The 21,189-nt window shown below is 37.9% G+C and carries 17 protein-coding genes and 1 pseudogene; 7 read left to right on the forward strand and 11 right to left on the reverse strand.

Going from position 1 to position 21,189, the window contains the following annotated elements; all coding sequences use genetic code 11:
* Nucleotides 1–244 precede the first annotated feature (244 nt).
* Nucleotides 245–379, forward strand: coding sequence for a hypothetical protein (locus tag LI951_RS15120; RefSeq protein WP_267491391.1), 135 nt, complete (start codon nucleotides 245–247; stop codon nucleotides 377–379).
* 257 nt (nucleotides 380–636) lie between these two features.
* Here LI951_RS15120 and LI951_RS10210 read toward each other — a convergent pair whose 3' ends face one another.
* The 3 genes from LI951_RS10210 to LI951_RS15240 all read right to left on the reverse strand — a co-directional run bounded on the left by LI951_RS10210 (nucleotide 637) and on the right by LI951_RS15240 (nucleotide 5,563).
* Complete coding sequence (locus LI951_RS10210; RefSeq protein ID WP_229442069.1) at nucleotides 637–2,865, reverse strand: Spy0128 family protein; 2,229 nt, start codon at nucleotides 2,863–2,865, stop codon at nucleotides 637–639.
* Between the two features lie 727 nt (nucleotides 2,866–3,592).
* Nucleotides 3,593–5,011, reverse strand: coding sequence for a helix-turn-helix domain-containing protein (locus LI951_RS10215; RefSeq protein ID WP_229442070.1), 1,419 nt, complete (start codon nucleotides 5,009–5,011; stop codon nucleotides 3,593–3,595).
* A 357-nt stretch (nucleotides 5,012–5,368) separates the two neighbouring features.
* Nucleotides 5,369–5,563, reverse strand: coding sequence for a DUF6609 family protein (locus LI951_RS15240; RefSeq protein WP_324254785.1), 195 nt, complete (start codon nucleotides 5,561–5,563; stop codon nucleotides 5,369–5,371).
* Between the two features lie 1,171 nt (nucleotides 5,564–6,734).
* Between LI951_RS15240 and LI951_RS10220 the strand changes: the two genes are divergently transcribed.
* Both LI951_RS10220 and LI951_RS10225 read left to right on the forward strand, forming a co-directional pair.
* Nucleotides 6,735–6,920 (forward strand): hypothetical protein, encoded by a 186-nt coding sequence (locus tag LI951_RS10220; RefSeq protein ID WP_229442071.1) that lies wholly within the window; start codon nucleotides 6,735–6,737, stop codon nucleotides 6,918–6,920.
* A 181-nt stretch (nucleotides 6,921–7,101) separates the two neighbouring features.
* Nucleotides 7,102–8,043 carry a N(5)-(carboxyethyl)ornithine synthase gene (locus LI951_RS10225; protein ID WP_229442072.1) on the forward strand — a complete coding sequence of 314 codons (942 nt, stop codon included), beginning with the start codon at nucleotides 7,102–7,104 and terminating at the stop codon, nucleotides 8,041–8,043.
* 498 nt (nucleotides 8,044–8,541) lie between these two features.
* Here the strand turns inward: LI951_RS10225 and LI951_RS15400 are convergent.
* Nucleotides 8,542–8,628 (reverse strand): annotated as a pseudogene (locus LI951_RS15400) (IS3 family transposase); the annotation flags it as partial.
* A gap of 730 nt (nucleotides 8,629–9,358) precedes the next feature.
* Between LI951_RS15400 and LI951_RS10230 the strand changes: the two are divergent.
* The 3 genes from LI951_RS10230 to LI951_RS10240 are packed head-to-tail and all read left to right on the forward strand — an operon-like array spanning nucleotide 9,359 to nucleotide 13,594.
* Nucleotides 9,359–10,306, forward strand: coding sequence for an AAA family ATPase (locus LI951_RS10230; RefSeq protein WP_229442073.1), 948 nt, complete (start codon nucleotides 9,359–9,361; stop codon nucleotides 10,304–10,306).
* The gene (locus tag LI951_RS10235) at nucleotides 10,303–11,373 is read left to right on the forward strand and encodes a DUF58 domain-containing protein (RefSeq protein WP_229442074.1); all 1,071 of its coding nucleotides are present in this window, start codon (nucleotides 10,303–10,305) and stop codon (nucleotides 11,371–11,373) included. The genes LI951_RS10230 and LI951_RS10235 overlap by 4 nt, the downstream gene beginning before the upstream one ends.
* On the forward strand, nucleotides 11,366–13,594 hold the full coding sequence (locus tag LI951_RS10240; RefSeq protein WP_229442075.1) for a transglutaminaseTgpA domain-containing protein: 2,229 nt from the start codon (nucleotides 11,366–11,368) through the stop codon (nucleotides 13,592–13,594). Before LI951_RS10235 ends, LI951_RS10240 begins: the two co-directional genes overlap by 8 nt.
* A 97-nt stretch (nucleotides 13,595–13,691) precedes the next feature.
* On the opposite strand, the gene LI951_RS10245 is transcribed toward LI951_RS10240, so the two are convergent.
* The 5 genes from LI951_RS10245 to scrK form a co-directional block, all read right to left on the reverse strand.
* Nucleotides 13,692–13,946, reverse strand: coding sequence for a thioredoxin family protein (locus LI951_RS10245; RefSeq protein ID WP_324254786.1), 255 nt, complete (start codon nucleotides 13,944–13,946; stop codon nucleotides 13,692–13,694).
* A gap of 146 nt (nucleotides 13,947–14,092) precedes the next feature.
* Complete coding sequence (locus tag LI951_RS10250; protein WP_229442076.1) at nucleotides 14,093–15,238, reverse strand: glycerate kinase; 1,146 nt, start codon at nucleotides 15,236–15,238, stop codon at nucleotides 14,093–14,095.
* Between the two features lie 235 nt (nucleotides 15,239–15,473).
* The gene (gene efp / locus LI951_RS10255; RefSeq protein WP_202067910.1) at nucleotides 15,474–16,034 is read right to left on the reverse strand and encodes an elongation factor P; all 561 of its coding nucleotides are present in this window, start codon (nucleotides 16,032–16,034) and stop codon (nucleotides 15,474–15,476) included.
* Between the two features lie 182 nt (nucleotides 16,035–16,216).
* Complete coding sequence (locus LI951_RS10260) at nucleotides 16,217–16,372, reverse strand: hypothetical protein (RefSeq protein ID WP_229442077.1); 156 nt, start codon at nucleotides 16,370–16,372, stop codon at nucleotides 16,217–16,219.
* Nucleotides 16,373–16,711: 339 nt separating this feature from the next.
* Complete coding sequence (scrK, locus tag LI951_RS10265; protein WP_202067911.1) at nucleotides 16,712–17,593, reverse strand: fructokinase ScrK; 882 nt, start codon at nucleotides 17,591–17,593, stop codon at nucleotides 16,712–16,714.
* 209 nt (nucleotides 17,594–17,802) lie between these two features.
* Here scrK and LI951_RS10270 point away from each other — a divergent pair, with 209 nt between their 5' ends.
* Nucleotides 17,803–18,276, forward strand: coding sequence for a glutathione peroxidase (locus tag LI951_RS10270; RefSeq protein WP_202067912.1), 474 nt, complete (start codon nucleotides 17,803–17,805; stop codon nucleotides 18,274–18,276).
* Nucleotides 18,277–18,563: 287 nt separating this feature from the next.
* Here LI951_RS10270 and LI951_RS10275 read toward each other — a convergent pair whose 3' ends face one another.
* The gene (locus LI951_RS10275; protein ID WP_202067913.1) at nucleotides 18,564–19,577 is read right to left on the reverse strand and encodes a YeiH family protein; all 1,014 of its coding nucleotides are present in this window, start codon (nucleotides 19,575–19,577) and stop codon (nucleotides 18,564–18,566) included.
* 193 nt (nucleotides 19,578–19,770) lie between these two features.
* Entirely contained in the window at nucleotides 19,771–21,006 is a 1,236-nt protein-coding gene (locus LI951_RS10280) for an OFA family MFS transporter (RefSeq protein WP_229442078.1), read from the reverse strand.
* Nucleotides 21,007–21,189: the final 183 nt, after the last annotated feature.

The following is a 21,189-nucleotide window of genomic DNA, read 5'->3' on the forward strand; positions in this document are numbered from 1 at the left end:
CACACTCCTTTTTGGTTGAGTTTAGTCACTTTAATCTTATAAGGTCGTGTGCTTTTTGTATACCTTAAAATCAAAAAAAGTGGGACAATAATCAGATTTTTTTCTAACTATTGTCCCACACTCATTACGATTGCGGAGTAACTAGGTTATTGCGACATGTTTTAAGATGCACGTCTATGTTTCGTGTTATCACTAGTCAAAGATCAATCTAGTTGTAAAGCGTTATCATCCAGGAGATGTCTTCATGGGTAAACAGGCTCGACTTTTTTTGTCCGACCACCAACGACATCCGGCAATTATTTCTCTTTCTTTATTTAGTGGTCTGCATACTGTATTGATTGATGCGGGAACCTTAATAGCATATGAAATGTTGCGATGACATTTTTTCATCTTACCAGATACCCAAGTTCATTATAAAATCTGCCCTTTCTTTATTCTTTCCAAATAATCTACATAAATATAACCATGATTAACTAGGGCATGTCTGGAAAGTATAGTGAAATCTGAATTTTCCAGAAATTTTTGGTGGACATCTAGAAAGAAAGCGCAGGCTATGTGGTGCATAGGCGAGAATTTCTAACGACGGGTTCCAGAAAAATAGCGGAAATATTCGTTGCTCATGTTTTCAGACACGTCCTAATTTCTGATATTATTTCTCCACCAAATAATTAGTGTAATGCAAACGCTGATTATTCCTGTTAGAAGAAAGAAAAAATTAGCTATTGTTCCTGTTGAAGGAAATTTATCTTGAACTTGATTTACGGTACTTTCTGACGCTTCATCTGGCTGACTATTACTAGTTGTCTGATAATTATTTGTAAAGACCGGCGTTTCCTTATAGTCCACGGTTGTTATCAAGCCTTCATTTTCTTCTGTTACAGTAACTGTCACCTTTATTTCATGATCGTCATAGGTAATGTTTGGCTGTTCATCATTGACTTCTCTGATGGTATACTCGTAAACTCCTGAGGTCGTGTATTCAAGTTCACTAAAATTGATTATTCCATCGGCATCATTTTGAACTGTTTCAATCACGGTGTCCGTTGAATCGATTAATTCAAAGCTAAACTGATCTGCTGTCAGCTCTTTGCCGGTTAATAATTTTCTGGACTGTAATACAATACTGGCTGTAGTATTAGCATAGCTATTGCTAAAAACAACTTCTCCTTCATAGGCTGCGGCAGCTGTCAACTCACCATTTTCTTCTGTTACAGCAACTGTTACCTTCAATTCATGATCATCATAGGTAATGTTTGGCTGTTCATCATTGACTTCTCTGATGGTATACTCGTAAACTCCTGAGGTCGTGTATTCAAGTTCACTGAAATTGATTATTCCATCGGCATCATTTTGAACTGTTTCAATCACGGTGTCCGTTGAATCGATTAATTCAAAGCTAAACTGATCTGCTGTCAGTTCTTTGCCGGTTAATAATTTTTCAGCTGTTAAATTGAGCAAAATAGAAGTTGATTCATAACCAAAATTAACAATTCCATTATTTGCTACACCTCCGCCTTCTCTAGCCTTATTTCCAGAAATGAGCAATTTTGCTTCTGACTTTAGTGCAGCTGCATTAGCTACTTCTGCATGTAAGTATACCAAATCAGAAAAATCCAAGTCATCTACCGAAATAGGATTAGGCGTAGTACTTAAGGAATATCGAGCTGCAGGATCATCTCTATAATAGGCAAACGCGTCTCCAAGAATTGATACCCTAGGTAAACTTACAGAGTAATCACCTGTCATTCCTTCTGAATAATAGTCATCTCCACCTACGCGATAATCATCCACAACAGCCACTGTGTTGCCAACAACTGACATAGTATCATTAACATAGCTGCTCAGCTCGCCTGTTTGACAAAGCCAGACACCACCACCTTGCAATGTTGCTGAATTCTCTGTAATCAAGCCATTGCCGAAGGTTGCTGTACCATATTGCCCGGCTATGTTACTGATCCCATAAATATAAACACCGCCTCCGCTGCCGGCTGTATTATCAGTGATTTCACCACCTCTTAAAGTGATAGAGCCATTCCTTACAAAAATTCCGCCGCCCACCCCGATACTACTTTCAAAATCTGCTGGTAATCCAGTAGAATTTCTGGATATACTACCACTATTCATTACAAATTCACCAATATTATAAATTCCGCCGCCTCCGTTAGCCCCACTGAGACCATACCCAATATTATCTTGAATACTGCCGCCATTCATTTCAAAATATCCGCCGTTATACACTCCGCCACCAGTTTTACTCTCATCACCGCCGATTGCCCCTCGTATGATTCCCTTATTTAAATAGAAGTTTCCTAAATTATAGATCAATTCACCTTTGCCAATTTCATTGGCATCTACGGTAATAATATAATCATCTGTTGTTTCCCCTAAGATAAAAGTGGCATCTTCAGCTATTCTTATCACTGAATCTGTATCAACCATACTATGAAACAACGAGACGTTTTGCCCATTCGCTACTAATTGAATATTTTGACCAGATTCTATCTGAATTGTAGAGGTCACGTTTATATCTTGGCTGATTTTGATAGTAGTTAAATTGTTATCAGTATCTGCTGCTGCAATTGCGTTTAAGAGCGCCTCAAATGTATCTACACCTTCATTGGAGTTATCAGTGATAACCAAATTTGAGTCATTTTTAGTGTATTCATTTATTTCAAGATTCGTATTTTCATCAATATTTTCAAGAAATTTTCTATCTGCTAATGTATCCTCTGAATCTAAGACATCTGTTTGAACTATGATTAACTCCTCGTGACTATTGGTTGTTGCTTGCGAAGATGATGATAAACCAGTTAATAGAGATACGACAACAAATATTGGGAACATTATACTTAAATGCTTTTTCATAATAACCTCCTGATTTTTTGATTAGCATGCAGTGATTTCCTTGCTAAACATATAATTTATCATCTTCTAAATAATCCGATTTTTTTCGATGTGACTTATTATTATGAATTTGATAAGCTTTATGCTATTGCAGGGAAGAACATCACATAGGCTAATTCTAATAAATATCTATCTATCATTATAAATATCTTCCACATAATGTTTTCCAAACCATTGAAAAAAAATTTGGAAAATTTTTAATAAAATAGATTCTATATCCATCCTATAAACTATTAATGATACCCTTCTCGATTTGCTATTCATGATACATTTGAAGACAAATAAGATAGTTCTCATTAAAAGACCTACCTATCAAAGTATTATCAGATTACCTTAGCTGTTCGAATGTTCGTTGATTAAGTCAATACTCTTCCTGAACAACTTACTGATCGGCTTTATTTGTAATCTTATTTTTTTACGGAATGTATATAGAAAAATAGATCTAGAGCAATATCTGTTCAAAATATCGCTCCAGATCCCTAATTATATTAAAGTCTGCATCAGAAAAAAGTTATTCTATAAAAAAACTAGGGCGTGTCTGAAAAGTTAGTGGCATTCGAATGTTTCAGTGATTTTTGTTGAAATCAAGGAAGAAAACACCGCTTATGTGGTTCATAAGCGAGTATTTATGACGAGGAGTTCAATAAAAATTATCAAACTATTCGCTGCTTGAGTTTTCAGACACACCCTAAATGAATAGATGGGTTAATATTTCTTTTATATCTTTTATTTCAGGTGGAAAATCAAGTAATAGGTAATGAGGAAGGTAAATACTTTCTATTGAAAAGATATCCTTCTTATCAATAAGAAACAAGGTTTCTTCTATTTTATCTGCTTTCTCATTGACTTCAACTATATCTGTAAAAACAGAAAAGTGAATGGTTTCTGATAAAAAATCTTTGATCAACATTTCAGTAACTTGACAATCTATACTATTGCTTGATATCAAGGTAATTGCAGCAAGTCGTCTTTTAAACATGAAAGGACTTAATCGATAGCATAATAATTCAATATGTTTTTCCGGGATGTTCAGACCATATACATTCCATTTCTTGATGATTTGTTTGATCTTCTGATACAGTTTAGGATCGGATTCACTAATTCTCAAAAAATCGGTTGATAATAACGGGTGCAGATTCAATGTTACATCCTTCAAAAAAATAAAAATTGCTGTTAAAAACCAATCTTTAGATGTAAGATCTATAAAAAAAGTTTTTTCAAATAAATCAATCAATCGTTCTACATGTGGATCTTGCAAAAAAACTTTGCGATGAGCAAACAACTTTTCCTGAGACATTGTCTGATCAAATACATGCGTATTGATAATCATTAAAGATAGAACAGAAAATAAATATTCAGACTCAAAGTATTCTCCCCAAATTTCTTTAAAGTTTTTCTCAACAGCTTCTTCAAACTCTATTGGTCGAGGATAGCTCTTGACAGCCTCCAATATTTCCAACGGAAATTCCAATTTTCCAGTAAACAGCTTTTTATCAGCAGCTGTCAAAAGCAACATACCAAAAAAATGTCTTTCACTTTTTGAAAAAGAAACATCTAAACTTTTTTCTGTAGCATAAAGAACATTGTTCGATTTTTCTATTATTTTCTTGTCTCTTCTTATTGTATTCATGCCAAATTGCTTAAACAAAATTGCAGATAAAAATCGAATTCTAATGACATTTCCTATAATTTGATTACCAGAGACTTCTAAATCAAGCTCTTTTAGAAATTTTTCTACATTTTCTTTTACTAAATAGCCTTTAGACACGGAGATAAATTGCTCATCAATAAAATCAATATATTTTTTTTCAGAAGGGACCAGAAAATATTCAAGCGCTTTCAAAAAAAGGGATTGAGCGTAAATTTTATGGCAAAGTGCTTCGCGTTTTTCTAGAGTAAAAAAATCAATTTTATAGGTCTCAGAATTATTTTCCATAATATCAATATCCAGCGTATTTTTTAAGTAACTTATATCATTTCGTACAGTAACTGGTGTGCACTTCAAATTTCTTGAAAGTACCATAATATCAATATATCGTTCTCCCATTAGCAAATCTACCAGCTTAACTGCTCTCAAAAGATTTTTTTCTAAATAACCATAAATCATATCTCTATTCCTTTCTTCAAATATTTACAAATACTTTTTGCCGATTGTCAGCTGAAAGACTAACAATAATTAGTGCTTTAATATTTGTGTTATTACATCGGAAAACCTTCACTTTCTCTGTTTCTGCAGCTTTTAATCTCATGTTTGTAGTTTCTAATTTAGCTCTTCCAGACTATCTTTCACATCCTTGTAAAATTTTTAAAGTTCAGTTGCTCTATCTCTTACTTCTGATTTTTCATATCTGGGAGAACCATTTGACAGCTGCTCCATAAACCGTTATCTTTTTAACTTACTATTGATTAGGTTTTGAAAAAAATAAAAGAGGTGCATTTAACGTCATTTTTATCACTCTATCAATCAGCACAGTGGTATAAATAGATTCGTAGAATACACCATACTCCAAATAACAATTACAGAATATAAGAGAGCAATTCCTATCATAGATATTCCGTGAACAAAATAGAAAGAAAAATGTCCCCCAATTGCAAGAAATATTCCCAGCCACATCATTCTCCAATTTTTTTCAAGAAAAGCAATCTCTCGAAAATAAATATACCGGAAAAAGAATGCTCATTAAAAAGACAGCCTTATTCATCTTGAAATTTTGATAAACTTCCACTGGAGAGTCTGGAAACTACTGTTTTATTTATTGTTAAGATATAATCCCCACAAAAATCAATAAGAATATACTTCCATTTATTTTTTGTTCACTACATAAAAAATCAGCAACTGCAATTACTATCCCAATAATTAAAAATTATAGTTCACAACAATGTTTGATAACTATATCCCCTAACTTCCTTCTTCATCCTGAAAATCCCTTGTGTTTCTCCTTTGAATTTTGATTATCACAATTGTACTATACATACAAAAAAATGGTAACTAATATTTATAAAGACATATATACAATTACTTTTACATAAAGAATAGACTTCACAGCAAATTAATCTGCTGTGAAGCTGAATCATCCAGATACTTCAGCATATCTGCTATTCATTTAATTGGAGAACACTGCTAGTTTGCCAGTTCCACTTTTGTAAAATTTTTAGTGAAATTACCAGTCGCACTGTTTCAGGAACAGCTAGTGGGATGGTATACGAAGCTCTAACAGGAATAAATTTGTCAAAATTTATTTTTATATACAAAGAGACAGCCGTATACAGACGATAAGCTTTAAATGTGTATACATTCAATCTTTAAACGGAGTCTGACCCATTGATCCAGCAGAATGCTGGACGAACGACGATTGCTGCTAATTTATATTGGCGCATCTTATACTCATACAAGACTTGCTCCTGTGCTTTTGGCAAATGCTCGTCGCATATCCAGTAGTCTCATCTATTCTTTTCAAATTCTGTTTTAAAACCCTCAAAAGCCGTGAGCAGCCTCTCAAAAAAATCAAATGAAGCAGAACAAAGAATTCGGAACTATGAAGAATTAAACCTTCTATCACCACACTCATTTCTTTGTTTCTATAAGCAGATACATCCCCTCTAGTTCACTGAACAATCTTCCACGATCTGAATCAACCCATTGCTGAAATCTGTCATTTTTATCACTTAGAAAACTAGGAGTACGCCTGTTCATTATTCATAATAAAAGCTCTATTTTCCTTTTTATGTTACGATATATATAATGATAACGCTCTCTTCCGTGCTCATCTATTTAATTTTCATAATCAGTTAATGCTCGTAGCCGCACTAGCCAAAAGAAGGAGAAGAGAATGGACCTACCTAAAGAAATACCTAAAGAATTGTCAGAACCTGATTATATGTTAACTGAACATTTAGAAATGGCGACCAATTTTTGCAATGAATCGAGTTATTTTCAAAGAGAAAACTTGCATGCGTATTATAGAAGTTTTCATTTGGAAAATCATCATAGCCTGTCACAACTGGGGCGTGTCTGAAAAGTTAGTGGCATTCAGATTTTTCAGTGATTTTTGTTGAAATCAAGGAAGAAAACACAGCTTATGTGGTTCATAAGCGAGTATTTATGACGAGGAGTTCGATAAAAATCATCAAACTATTCGCCGCTTGAGTTTTCAGACACACCCTAATTTTTATCACCAAAGAAGAGGAGGATTTTCTATGAAATTAGGTTTTATTCGTTCGAACTTTCCAGGTGAACGCCGTGTACCTTTGCTGCCAAAACATATTCAAGGTTTTGAAAATGATTTACTTATAGAAACAGGATTTGGAGCTATGCTTGGTATTCCTGATAGTGCCTATGAAGATGCCGGATGTAACGTTTGTACGCGGGATACTGTTTTCCAAGAATCTGACGGCATTTTTTCTTTGAAGTTGATTCAACCATCTGATTACGAAAAAATCCGCCCGGGGCAAATGATTATCGGGTGGACACATCCTTTAGGATCGGGGAAACCTTTCATGGAGCAACAAGCTTATCCCAAAGATTTAATCGTAGTGGATTTAGACAATCGCTTTCCGACAATCTTCCACCAGCAACAACAGTTGCGTGCAGACTGGATTCCCACCAATGTCGTCTATCAAAATAGCTTTTACGCGGGATATGCAGGCGTCTTACATGCTTGTTTGGCCTTTGGCTTATTACCAAATGATCAAGTAAATGCAGCAATATTAGGTTCAGGGAATGTTGCTCAGGGTGCCTTTCATGCCATTTCAAAATTTACTTCAACAGTTCGTATGTTCTATCGACGAACCCTTCCAGAATTTCACACACAGCTCACCTCGTTTGACTTTATTATTAATGGGATTGAAGTCGGTGCCAGCGGACAGCCAATACTGACCTTAGAGGATCAAAGACAAGTCAAACCAGGGACCTTTTTCATTGATGTTGCTGCAGATGCAGGCAATGCCATTGAAGGTAATCATTTTACTTCTTTAGACATACCTATTTATCAGGAGCATGGGCATTACTACTATACTGTACCAAATACTCCGACATTAGCCTATCGCAATGTGAGTGAATATTTAAGCCGGCAGTTTAGCCGATATATCTACCAAAAAGATATTGCTATTTTTAGAGAGAAAATAGTACACGCAGATTAGACGATAAAAGAGATCCTCTCTAAGAGTTGAACAGCTCTCTGTCAAGTTGACAATGGAAAAAATAAAAAATATATTCAAGCTTCACTTGAAATTCCCTTAAGAGAGGGAAGGTCTGGACAAAAGCGATCAGCTCCGAGAATTAAGAAGGACTATCCGAAAATTGTCAAGGAACACGATTCATAAAATGAATAGCTAAGGATTGATACACTGCGCTTCAATCACCTCAACTTCTGCATAGGAAACATACTAGAATTGACAGGCTTCACTAGGATTTCTTTAGCAGAATGGATGAAGTCCTGTTCCCTACTTTGTGAAGGAACTGGAGCTCCTCCTATTTTCAGGAGCCTTCGGCTTAATTCCAAAGGAGCTGCTCCTGCGGCTACTCATCGCAAAAAGAATTTTTGCTTTTGTCCCACTGTTCATTCGGGGATAGGTACGAAGAGCGTTTAGAACTTTTTTTCTGTCCCACACACACTCTCTTATAGGTTAATTTGTAACCTATACGGTGGCTTTATTCCGGATTTCAACCGGAGTAAGTCCGCCGTATCTTAATGTGATTCGATCATTATTATAAAAGTGAATATACTCTTTTAATGTCCTTGGTCAGTACTTCATGGGAATACATAACAGAATAGTATACATACAATAACAGGTAGAATTTGTAAAAATTCTTACCTAGAACAGAAATTAGGAGTCTATTCTTACGCTTCTCCGAATGCCCATCGCATGTCTTTTAGTCATATAAGACATATTATATGTGCAGCCTCGAACAGAATTGCCAGTCCCTCTGATGCAGGAACACCTAGTGGGATGGTATGCGAGCAGACAATCTGAGGAATGTGTATACATTCAATCAATTTTTGGAGGTAGCTGCCAGTCTCACTAAGATAAATAAACTAGTGAGATGGTAGGCAATGCTCTGATTGAAATAAATGGGTATATAGTCATGTTCATCACTAAGAGATTGCTAGTACACTCACTACTTGCAGGCTCTAAATTGTACTGAGCATTTATACGAGAAAATATCGAATCGCTTTGTTCTCCATGGTTCAACGCTATAAGAAGGAAAATCCAAAACCTGATAAAATAGTTTTGAGTTTGAATTTACCCCCAATTTTAGAAACTAATACAGAAAATCATTGAACTAACAGTATTTCGAAGCGTATTCTATTTGTTTAGAAAGCAGCTTCTGCAACTATTGATATAATAGGGTTTTTAGTGAACAATGGGGGAATTAAAATTTTGAGTGCTTGCACTCAGATTTAGTTATCTATACAATAAACTAAAGACTCAGAAGAGGAGGCAGCACTATCTTATGAATAATCACCCATATAATAAAATAACCAGCCTGATTGATGAAATGGAAAAAGTTATTTTAGGGAAACGCGACGTATTACAATTAACTGTGACTGCATTTTTAGCCGGCGGTCATGTGCTCTTTGAAGATATCCCAGGAGTGGGGAAAACATTGATGGTAAAAACCCTCGCAAAAGCTATTCACGGAAAATTCAGCCGGATACAATTTACTCCGGATTTGCTGCCCAGTGACATTCTCGGAATTTCTGTTTATAATACGGTTTCTCAGACATTTGAATTTCATCCCGGTCCGATTTTCACTACTGTTCTGCTGGCTGATGAAATCAATCGAACTACGCCGAGAACGCAAGCTGCCCTACTGGAAGCAATGTCTGAAAACCATGTCACTATTGATAATCACACTTATACATTAGACAAGCATTTTTTTGTGCTGGCGACACAAAACCCAGTTGAGTATGAGGGAACTTATCCCCTTCCTGAAGCACAGCTGGATCGTTTTCTGTTTCGTCTTCAAATCGGCTATCCGGAATTTGACGATGAATTAGAACTTTTAATGAATCAGCAGCAGAATAAATTGGCGCTTGTCCGGCAAGTTCTAAAATTTGAGGAAATAGCTGAGTTAAAACAGTTGGCGGAAGAGGTCTATGTTGATCCCCAAGTTGCCCGTTATGCGCTTCAGCTGGTCCAGGCAACTCGGAATCATGATGGGATCATTCTGGGTATCAGTCCCCGTACAGCAGTATCGTTTTTGAAAGCAGCCAGAGCATTTGCATTAACCGAAGGGCGAAGTTATGTTATTCCGGATGATCTTCAAAGAATCCTGCCGGCTGCATTTGGACATCGTCTGTTATTGAAAGGCGGGTATACTGCGTCTGATGAGAAAATCCAGCAAATTCTGGAACAGATCATTCGACGTGTGCCAGTACCTGTCAGGAAACCAATATGACTTTTTTAAAGATAAAAAACAGTGTAAAGATATTCTCAATTTTATTGTTTTACAGTCTGATCTTTGTTTACACTATCGCCTTTAATAATTCAACGGGATGGATGCTGTTCTTTTTTCTTGTTTTTTTAATGATTGTTGATTTAATCAGTCTATTCCCTTCATTAAAAATGATTAAACTGGAAACAACTGAACTGACGACCTATACTGTCAATCAGCCCAGTCAGCTGACCCTGGAGCTTTTTCGCTGTCAAAAATCTCTGTTGCCCACACCATCTCTGACCATCAGTTTGAAGAAGACTCTGAACAGTTCGTTATATGCTCAGCTTTTTTATATGGGCACAAGAGAGACTTTCAGTTTTCAATGGACTCCAGAGAAGAGAGGAATCTTTAACGAACTACCTCTTTTAGTCGGAAGCACAGATTTTTTAGCTCTGTTTCAAAAGCAGCTTGTTCGGCAGGTTTCCGGTCCATTTATGGTTATGCCTGAGCTGCAAAAGAAAAAAGCCGAACTGATTTTTCAGATCATTTTGACTAAACTTCCAAATTTTAAGAATTCATTTGGCAACCAGACCTTTTCCATTCGAAATTTTCGCTCCCACCAGTTTGGCGACGCACTGAAAACGATCGATTGGAAGCAATCCGTAAAAAGAAATGAACTGATTGTTAAAGAGTATGAACATGAAATTGAACAGGATACTGAATTGATATTTTATGGACAGGATGGATTGAACTTCGAATCGTTGCTCTCTCTCTATTATTCCTTCACTCTTTTTCTAGAAAGACAGATGCCGTTCTCACAGACAATTATTGTAGATTCCCCCATGGAAGCAAGTCATGAACAATTATTTGCGTTAGCTTCCTCCTTCACTGAACATCGCCAGCTGCCGATGTATTCAAATAAAAAACTGATTCTTTTTGCTCCAAGCCTGACACAGGAGCTGGGCGAACAGTTGGAGCTGCTTCAAAAAAATAATACACTGTTTTTGATTACTTATCATGACGATAAGCCCTTCCTCCATTGGAAGGAACAAATAATTGAACTGAAATGGGAGGCTGCTCATGGGTGAGAAAATTCATAAAGGCTGGTTCTTTGCATTGCTTAGTTTCCTGATTCTGATTACAGCCAGCTCGCCTTTTATAGCGGTTTATAATTTAGGGAATCAGTTTTTTTTGAGTGTCATGCTGGGGTTAATCTGTCTGATTACTCTTTGTTTTAATCATTTTCTTATCACAGTTCCATTATATTTCCTGATCTATACTTTTACTTTGTATGTTTATTTTCCTCTGAATCATCTTTTTGGGATTTCATGGGTAAGTGCTTTTTATGACAGTCTTATCCAGTCTTATAATCAGGTAATATCAGGTGAAGTCAGTTATCTGCCAAATACTATCGCTTTGGTCATTATTTTGTTTTTTCTTGTTGCACTGGCCATATTGCTCATTCAGTATGAGCGTATTTGGCTAAGCTATCTGATGATTGTCGGCTATCATTTCATGCTGGTCATCTTCAATAGGCTTCAACTAGGCTGGCCGTTGATTGTTATCACCTGTTTGTCTGTTCTGCTTTATCAATTAAAAAGATATCCTGAAACAGGGAAAGTAATGGAAAAAAGGAAAGCTGGAATTTTTAGTCTCCTGCTTTTAGCTTTCATTGCCGGAAGCTCCCATTATTTTCAACAGAGTTTTCCAGCTATTCAAACTGCTCTATATACTAAAACTAGTTCTGTAAGGAATTTTTTCAACAGTCAGGGCATTTACAACCAAGTCAGTCAATACGGTATTCAATCGAATACACGAACTGGCTTCAGTGATAATGATCAGCAGCTGGGCGGACCTATTATGGATGATCCGACAGTATTGTTTACAGCTCTGCAGACGAAAGCTCATTATTGGCGGGTAGAGACAAAGGACAGTTACACTGGAAAAGGCTGGGAAGCCGCGTCTGCGCCTCCGCAGACCACTGGTAATCCTGGTACACTTATTTTAAGTGATTCAGATTATCAGGGGACATTGGCAACAGAAACAATGATCGCACTAACATTCAGCGACCCTCCCCCTCAGTACCTGCCTCAGCCGTATGGAAAATTTGAGGTAAATCTCGATAGAGTAACTCAAATGGAGTACATTGAAGAAAATAATCGGGTAAATTTATCTCAAATGCCAATTGAACTGGATATTATCTGGCAGGAACCAAACTATCCGGCAGCTGATCTCCAGCTTGTATCAAATGCCATTCCTGAAGCACTTGCTGAGCAGCTGGAATCAGGCTCTGTTATAAATGGAACTTTCAATGAAGCGATGGATCTGCCGCCCGTCACCAGTATAGAATTACCTGACTCTGTTCCAGTACGGGTACAAGAACTGGCTTTAGAATTAACAGAACAGGAAAATGGCTTGTATAACAAAGTGAAGGCAATTGAACATTATTTAAAAACAGATCGATCCTTCCGCTATTCAAAAACAGATACACCGTTCACTCCGAACAATCAAGATTATGTTGATCATTTTCTATTCGATTCAAAGGTTGGCTATTGTGATAACTTTTCTACTTCCATGGTTGTTTTGCTCCGTTCCATTGGTATACCAAGCCGCTGGGCTAAAGGCTTTAATTCAGGAGAACTGATAGAGAATCAAGGAGAATTAAAGGAATACTCTGTTAGAAACAGTCATGCGCATTCATGGCCGGAAGTCTATTTTGAAGGCTATGGCTGGATTCCTTTTGAGCCGACACCCAGCTTCAGCAATCCTGATGTACCAGTTGAAGAAGCTGATGAATCTTCGGAAAGCAATCAGGATTCCAGTACTGTTGAGTCTTCTTCAACAGAAGCACAAAGAATAGAAAACAGCACTGCCGCCTCTTCTGAGGAAGAAGATCCGCAAACAGAAGAAATCACTTCACTGCTTCCGTCAGCTGTATTGAAATGGTTTGCTGCTGGAGCCGTATTGGCAATTGCCAGTTCAGTTTGGTTTTTATTATATTACTATTTCTTTCTGATAAAATTTAAAGTCTATCAGTTTATCAGACCTGCCAATTTCGCAGGGATGTATCAGCTGATTTTAAAGCAGGCAGAAAAAACAGAGTCCAGAGGTTCCACCGAACCCCTGAATCAGTATGCCGTTCGCTTTGAAGAAAATTATCCGGAATTTGAGGGAGTTTTTATTTCCTTAACACAACTCTATGAACAGGCAATTTATGGGGGAATTGAACCGAATCGAAAAACCTCTGAGCATCTACTGATACAAGCCATTACTATTTTTACAAAATTCAACAAGAAAAGACAGCGGTAGGCAGTTCCGCTGTCTTTTCTCATAATGTATGCTCCTCTCTATCTGCTGATACGTCAGAAGCATACAGCCGATTCAAATCAAATGCCAGCTTTTTAAACTACACAAAGCGGCTTTTGTGAAGGTATTCTTTTCCATCAATAAATAAAAGCAGAGCAGGATCAGAAAAGATATTACAGGCCAAAGACACCTGCTGTACCTCTCCGCCATCAACTTCCCCCAATGCTATTTGAGGATACGCTTCAAGCAGTGCTTTTAGTTTAGGGAAAACAGCATGACAAACCGAGCAGTTCTGCTGAGAAACATACAGAAAAGCAAATTGATTATTTTCAATAAATAAATGTACCTCTTCAATTGTATATAATTGGGTCCATTTGCTGTCCTCTCTTTTCTATACCTGCATTCCATTTTTTTCATACTTAATATAGCATAGATGTACAAAAGACCTGTAAAAAGTGCTTGCTGTTTCATTTTTTCCTTAACAATAATCAACAATTACTTTCAATTTTGTTTTTCAATCAGTTCGAGAACCTTTGCCACTGTTTCTCCTCCATTTTGAAGATTTTTGCGAACATTTGTCATTGCTTCCTGAAGCGTAATCGGTGCAGAGATCGTATCAATCACAAGATCAAACCCTGCCTCATAAATATCATGAAGGCTTCCAGCTACACTGCCTACAATGGCAATGACAGGCTTCCGGTGTTTCTGAGCCGTTCTTAAAATCCCAACAGGTGCTTTTCCTGATAGTGACTGATGATCTATTCGTCCTTCTCCGGTTATAACAAAATCGGCCGCTTTAATTTCTTCTTCAAGATGCAGCAGACAGCTGATTGTTTCAATACCGGGAACAAGCTTGGCCTGACAGAAAGCAGCCAGACCGGCACCCAATCCTCCGGCAGCTCCTCCGCCTTTTAAATGAGAAACAGATTGCCCGCAATATTCTGAGATTTTATCCTGAAGATGATGCAGGGACTGATCCAATAATGCCAGTTCATCTTCTTTGGCTCCTTTTTGACTGCCAAAAATATAGGAAGCTCCCTGTTTCCCGCAAAGAAGATTCTCTACATCAGTCAGTCCTATAAAAGTAGTTTCAGCAATTCTCGGATCAATATTTTTCCTGTCAATCGTATGTATATTCAGCACGCCTGATGCACCAAATCCAACTTCCTGTCCTGCCGCATCTTTAAATGAAATCCCCAATGCCTGAGCCATTCCTACTCCGCCGTCATTGGTTGCACTGCCGCCCAATCCAATATAGATTGTCTTCACTTTTTCATCCAGTGCAAATTTAATCAACTCACCCGTTCCATAGGTTGTTGCCATAAATGGATTTCCTGTTTCATTTTTAATTTTTGTCAGTCCGGAAGCTTCAGCCATCTCGATAATTGCCGTCTCATCATCCAAAAGACCAAATACAGCAGAAACTGGAGCTCCTTCAGGACCGGTTACCTGTTTCTTAATGCGTCGACCAGACAGTCCAGTCACTAAAGCCTCAACGGTCCCTTCTCCTCCATCAGCTATCGCAACTTTTCGAACAGCCAATGCCGGATTTCCTCTGAAAAGTCCTTTTTCTATATAGCCTGCAGCCTCCATAGATGTTGCGCTGCCTTTAAATGAATCTACAGCAATAACAATTCGCCTGTTCATTTTATCTTCCTCCTCACTGAATAATCTTTTATTCCAGAAAAATATATTCAGTTACCCATACACCCCTATTCTACTATCTTCTTCCAGCGAATAACACCTTTTGCTTTTATTTATAAAAACGGACAGAAAAAATATACTTTACCTCGTTTAAGATAAAAAAAGAAGGGGCTATGACAAACACTCATGAGGGTTTTTGCCCTCATGAGTGTTTGTCCTGACCTCTTCGTTCATCCGCTTACTTTGCACGCTTCAAATACGTACCTTCCTGTGTATTGATTTCCAGCTTCTCCCCAGATTCAATAAAATCAGGAACGTTAACAACCAGTCCTGTTTCCATTGTTGCAGGTTTACCGGAGCCTGTTACAGTTGCACCTTTGATAGACGGCTGCGTTTCTGTCACAGTTAATACAACAGTTGTCGGCAGTGTAACACCAATTACTTCTGATCCATAAAACTGAATTTTTACTTCCATGTTTTCCAACAGATATTTCAATTCCTCTTCAATAGAGTCAGTTGGAATTTCGTATTGCTCGTAGGTTTCCAAATCCATGAAAATTGCCATGCTATCCTGACTGTATAGATACTGAGCAGGTTTTGTATCAATATGCGCTTTTTTCACTTTATCATCTGGGCGCATTGTCGTTTCAGTTGTGGCACCTGAACGAACGTCCTTCAGCTTCATACGCATTACGGTGTTTCCCTTACCAGGTTTGTGATGGCTGGCTTCCATTACCTTAATTAATTTTCCGTCTTGTTCAAACGTCATGCCTGACTTAAGATCACTGATTGCAATCATTCTATCATTTCCTCTTTTCTAAAAAATAATCTCCACCCATTGTAGCAAATTACAGACCGTTAATCTAGGGAATATACAAAGAGAACGTGAAATTCTCATGACTGGATAAATTATTTTCTCCTATTTCTGGAATTTTCAACTGTTTCCAACAGAGTTTCACCTGCTTCCACATCCCTCAGTCTTTAATTTCCCTTATAGTAATAAAGGCAGATTATTTCAGGAATTTCTGCTGCAGAAAGGCACTCCTTCAGTAATTGGTTTCCCACTTCAATTTCAAATGCTGCTTCCCTATTTTCTCTAAAAACAATATAGCCCAAGCCTGAATAAGCAAGCTTCACAAGCTGCCTCTTCGGAAATAAGTCAAGCAATCTTCAAAATATGAGGAGTTCCAGGTCCTTCACCGAGTAGGTAACAGGACTTCATCTACTCTGCTAAAGCAATCCTAGTGAAGACTGTCGACTCTCGTATGTTTTATACGTAGAAGTTGATGTGATTGAAGCGCAGCGGAGTGTATCAATTCTCAGCTTCAATTCAAACAATCTGACTATCTATCACAAACCTCTCTATAAATATTTATAAATTCTTCGCCGATCAGCTTGAACGATCCTTCTTTCTGGTTCATGGATAAAAAACAACATCACCAATCTAAAAATATATTACTACTCTCTGCTTAATAATTATCTTTTCAGCTCTCTTAGTGCCAGCGCAAAGTTGCCGACTGTGGCACTTCCATTTTCAGATATTGCCGGATTCACGATATAATTGTCCAAATCTGGAACATCAACATAGCCATTATTCAGCTCTGTAAAAATTGAGCGGACTTTTTTCATCAAATGATCCTGCTGCATAACACCTCCGCCAAAAATAATTTTTTCCGGTGAAAAATTCAGTCTTGTATTGAAAGCCAGCTGTGCGATGTAATAGGCTTCGATCTCCCAGATAATATGTGTTTCATCCACTTCTTCCCCTTTTATTCCTGTTCGGGCTTCCAGACTGGGACCTGAAGCCAACCCTTCAAGGCAATCTGCACCATGGGAAGGACACACTCCTTCAAAATCCATGTCCAGAGGGTGGCGTTTAACAAAAACATGACCCATTTCCGCATGAGTAAGGCCTCCAATAAATTCCCCATTTTGGATGGCTCCGCCGCCTATTCCTGTTCCTACAGTAAAATAAACACAGGAGTTAGATTCAACTGCTGCCCCTTTCACGTATTCACCAAAAGCGCTGGAATTCACATCTGTTGTCAAAAAAATAGGGAAGTCAAAATGTTTCCTCAATGCCTTCAGAATATTGAATCCTCGCCACTCCAGTTTAGGGGTAGCCAAAATCTTTCCATAATCACTGGAATCAGGATTTACATCGACCGGACCAAAAGAACCGACGGCAATTGCTGAAACGGTATGTGCCGAAAAAAATGCAGCAACCTTTTCCATTGTCTCTTCTGGATTACCAGTAGAGAACACAACGCTCTCCTGGACTTCAAAGTCAGTGTTCCCAACTGCACAGACAAACTTTGTTCCACCTGCTTCAATACTGCCTAATAAAATATCACTCATTTTTTATCCTCCATTTTCTAAATAATTACTACTATTATCTATACGGAAAAGTCTAGACATTTACTCTATTATTTTAACGTAAAAGAGTTCAGCTGTCCTGCTTTTTTACAGATTCAACAAGTTTTCTTTGTCTTTGAGACTTATTGCCATGCATTTCGCTTCACTCCGTACTATACTTAAAGAAAATAAAGAATGAGGTGAATAAAATAATGACTATCTATGATTTTGAAGCGACACTGGCAAATGGGGAAACGTACACATTGGATAAATATCGCGGACAACCTATGATTATTGTTAACACTGCGACAAAATGCGGATTAGCTCCTCAGTTTGAGCAATTAGAAAACCTTTATACAACCTATAAAGATAGTGGATTAATTGTACTGGGCTTTCCTTCAAACCAGTTTAAGCAGGAAGTGGAAAACAGTGAGGAAGCTGCTGAAGCCTGCCGGATAACTTACGGTGTAACATTTCCCATGCATCAGATTTGTCATGTCAACGGTTCAGAAGCATTGCCTCTTTTCAACTATTTAAAAGAAGAAACCAAAGGCACACTGGGCAGTGCAATCAAATGGAATTTCACTAAATTCCTAATAAATAAAGAAGGGACGGTCGTGAAGCGTTATGCACCACAGACAAGTCCTGAAAAAATGGTTGCAGATATTGAGAAAGTATTGGCTTAAGCTTTCCTTATTCTTGGTTAAGTGAAAAAATCAAAAAAATGTACTTGATACAATGAACGGAATATTTAGGGCATATCTGAAAACTATTGGGGAAATAAGTTTTCAGACGCCCCCTAATATAACTGTATTTAGAAGTTGGCAGGGTTTTACAACTATCTGCAGCAAAAAAATAGTTTAGGCATTCAAGCTGTAATGCAGCTTCTTTTAAAATAAATACTGTTTCCACAAATTTTCTTGAAATTATTAGGCTGAACATGTGCTTGTTCCTAAAGAAATAATTATAATTTTTACAGAAACAGCCCTATCAACACCACTGCCAGTCCAATCTGGATAAGTCCGACAGACAAACCAAAAATCAAAAAACGCTTACCTTCTTTAAAAAATTTTTGGAAATCCAATCTCAGCCCAATCGCTGCCAATGCTGTGATTTCAACCCAGCTGCTGATAAAATGTGCGCCTGATGCCAGCTGTTCAGGCAGATGAACCAAACTGTTGAGTATACAGCAAATTAGAAAGCCCAGCACATACCAGGGAATCGGCAGCTTTTTTTTTACAACTCTTTCCGCTGCGGCATCCTCACTTGGGCAAGCAGCAATCCTTCCAAAGATATAGACAACAACAACCAGCAGCATAATGCGCATGATCTTAAACAGCATTGCCAACTGAGCACTCTCTTCATTAATCATACTGGCACTGGCGACAACCTGCCCCACTGATTGCAGTGTTCCACCAATCAATGCACTTCTCCGCAAAAGATCACTATGGTAAAGAGCTGTTCCTATCAGCGGCAGCAGCAACATCATCACCGTGCCCAATAAATTAACCAGTGTAATAATCTGTCCTTTTTCATCTTCTTTTGCATGAATGACCGGTGCAATCGAAGCAATTGCTGAAGAACCGCACACCGCATTACCGCCTGCCATCAACAGTACCATACTTTGGGAAAATCCGAGTTTCTTCCCGATAAACAACGTCCCGCAAATCGTTCCTGTCATAATCAACAAAATAAACCCGACACCCTTAAAACCAATTTCACTGATTGTCTGAAAGGTAACAGTGATTCCCAAAAGAACTACTGAAATTTCCAACAGTCTGCTCTCTGAAAATTTCGTTCCCGCTTCTAATTTTGGCTGCTTAAACAATGTATTTCCTAATAATATTCCCAGTAAAATAGCAATAGTGGCAGCTCCAAGTGTCGGCAGCCAAATAGCCGCTATCTTGCTGAGCAACGCAACTGAGAATGCAACGCCCAATCCAGGCAGTATTTTCTGTATACCATGTCTGCTGATAAACCTGCTCACTTTAAAATACCTCCTGATGTTCTCAATAATCCTATTATACACATTTCATTCCCATTTAGAATAAGCAGTCTCAGAGAATATTGTTTTTAGGACTGCAAAACAAAAATATCATCTGCTGAGTAACCAGAAGTTTAGAAACTCAACAAATGATCCATTCATTCTAATTAAAAAATTTTTTTCTATATCTATCAGTCTATTTTTTATGAACTGCTTTTCTGCCTACAATCACAGAAATAATCAACGCAATACAAACCAGTACGATAAAGATAAACAATGTCGGTTTATAGCTGTTCGTCATTTGATGAACTGTTGACAGTAAAATAGGTCCTACAATCCCGGCTGCTGCCCATGCAGTAAGGATGTAGCCATGAATCGCTCCCAGTTCTCTTGTACCGAAAACATCGCCGATATACGCCGGAATAATTGAAAAGCCTGCACCGTAGCAAGTCATAATCAAACAAATCAGGCCTACAAATAAAATAGGTGCTCCGGAAAGATAAAGAGTTGTTAAGGCTGCTGCATTAACAATGAAGACCATCGTAAAGACTTTCGGCCGGCCAAACCTGTCTGAAAGAGTTGCCCAAAACAAACGTCCGAGACCGTTGAAAATTCCCATAACACCAACCATTGCTGCAGCTGTCTGATCAGACATTCCAATCATTTCCTGTGCCATTGGGGAAGCTGCTGAAACGATTCCCAAGCCGCAGGTAATATTTAAGAATAACGTTAGCCAAAGCATCCAGAAATTAGATGTGCGGAGAGCTTCATTTGCAGTAAGACCTTCTCCTTCAGTTTGGATCGGTTGTCCAGCCTGATTTTTCTCCTGATGTTGAACCATTCCCTGAGGTGTCCAGCCTTTAGGCGGCTTCTCAAGATAACGTGAAGCAATAAACATAACAGAAAAATAAAGAGCGCCCAAAATATAAAACGTATTGGAGACACCAACTTTTCCCATTAAGAACTGTGCAATCGGACTGGTTACCAATGAAGCAAATCCAAAGCCCATGATAGCAAGCCCTGTTGCCAACCCTCTGTGATCCGGAAACCAGCGAACCATTGTTGATACCGGAGTCACATAGCCCGATCCCAAGCCAATTCCGCCAATTAAGCCATAGGAAATATACAGCATTGGCAAGGACTGAACCTGAATTGCCAACCCTGTCAGCGCTATCCCAGCTCCAAAGAAAATAGATGCGACCATCCCCGTTTTTCTGGGACCATAATGCTCAACAAATTTCCCCATAAATGCTGCCGATGTTCCTAAACAAAAAATAGCAATGCTGAAAGCAAACGAAATGGATGTTGCTGACCATTCAGTCAATGCATTAATCGGTTTTGTGTAAATACTCCATGCATAGGCAGAACCTATGGATAAATGAACAGATACACCTGCTAAGGCAATCAGCCACCGATTTTTCACTTTATTCACTTACAAACCTCTCCTTATCCTTGATATACTTTTGTCATAAACACATTGACTCTGGTTTACAATTCGACATCTTACTGACAATAGGTCTTTTATTTGAAGAACGTACGTGACAGTAAACTTGAAATCATTATCCCATACTCCACTGAAATAGTCTCCCAGATTGGTAAAATAATTGATATGCTT

The sequence above is a fragment of the Enterococcus sp. BWT-B8 genome (assembly GCF_020567625.1).
Lineage (GTDB): Bacteria > Bacillota > Bacilli > Lactobacillales > Enterococcaceae > Enterococcus_L.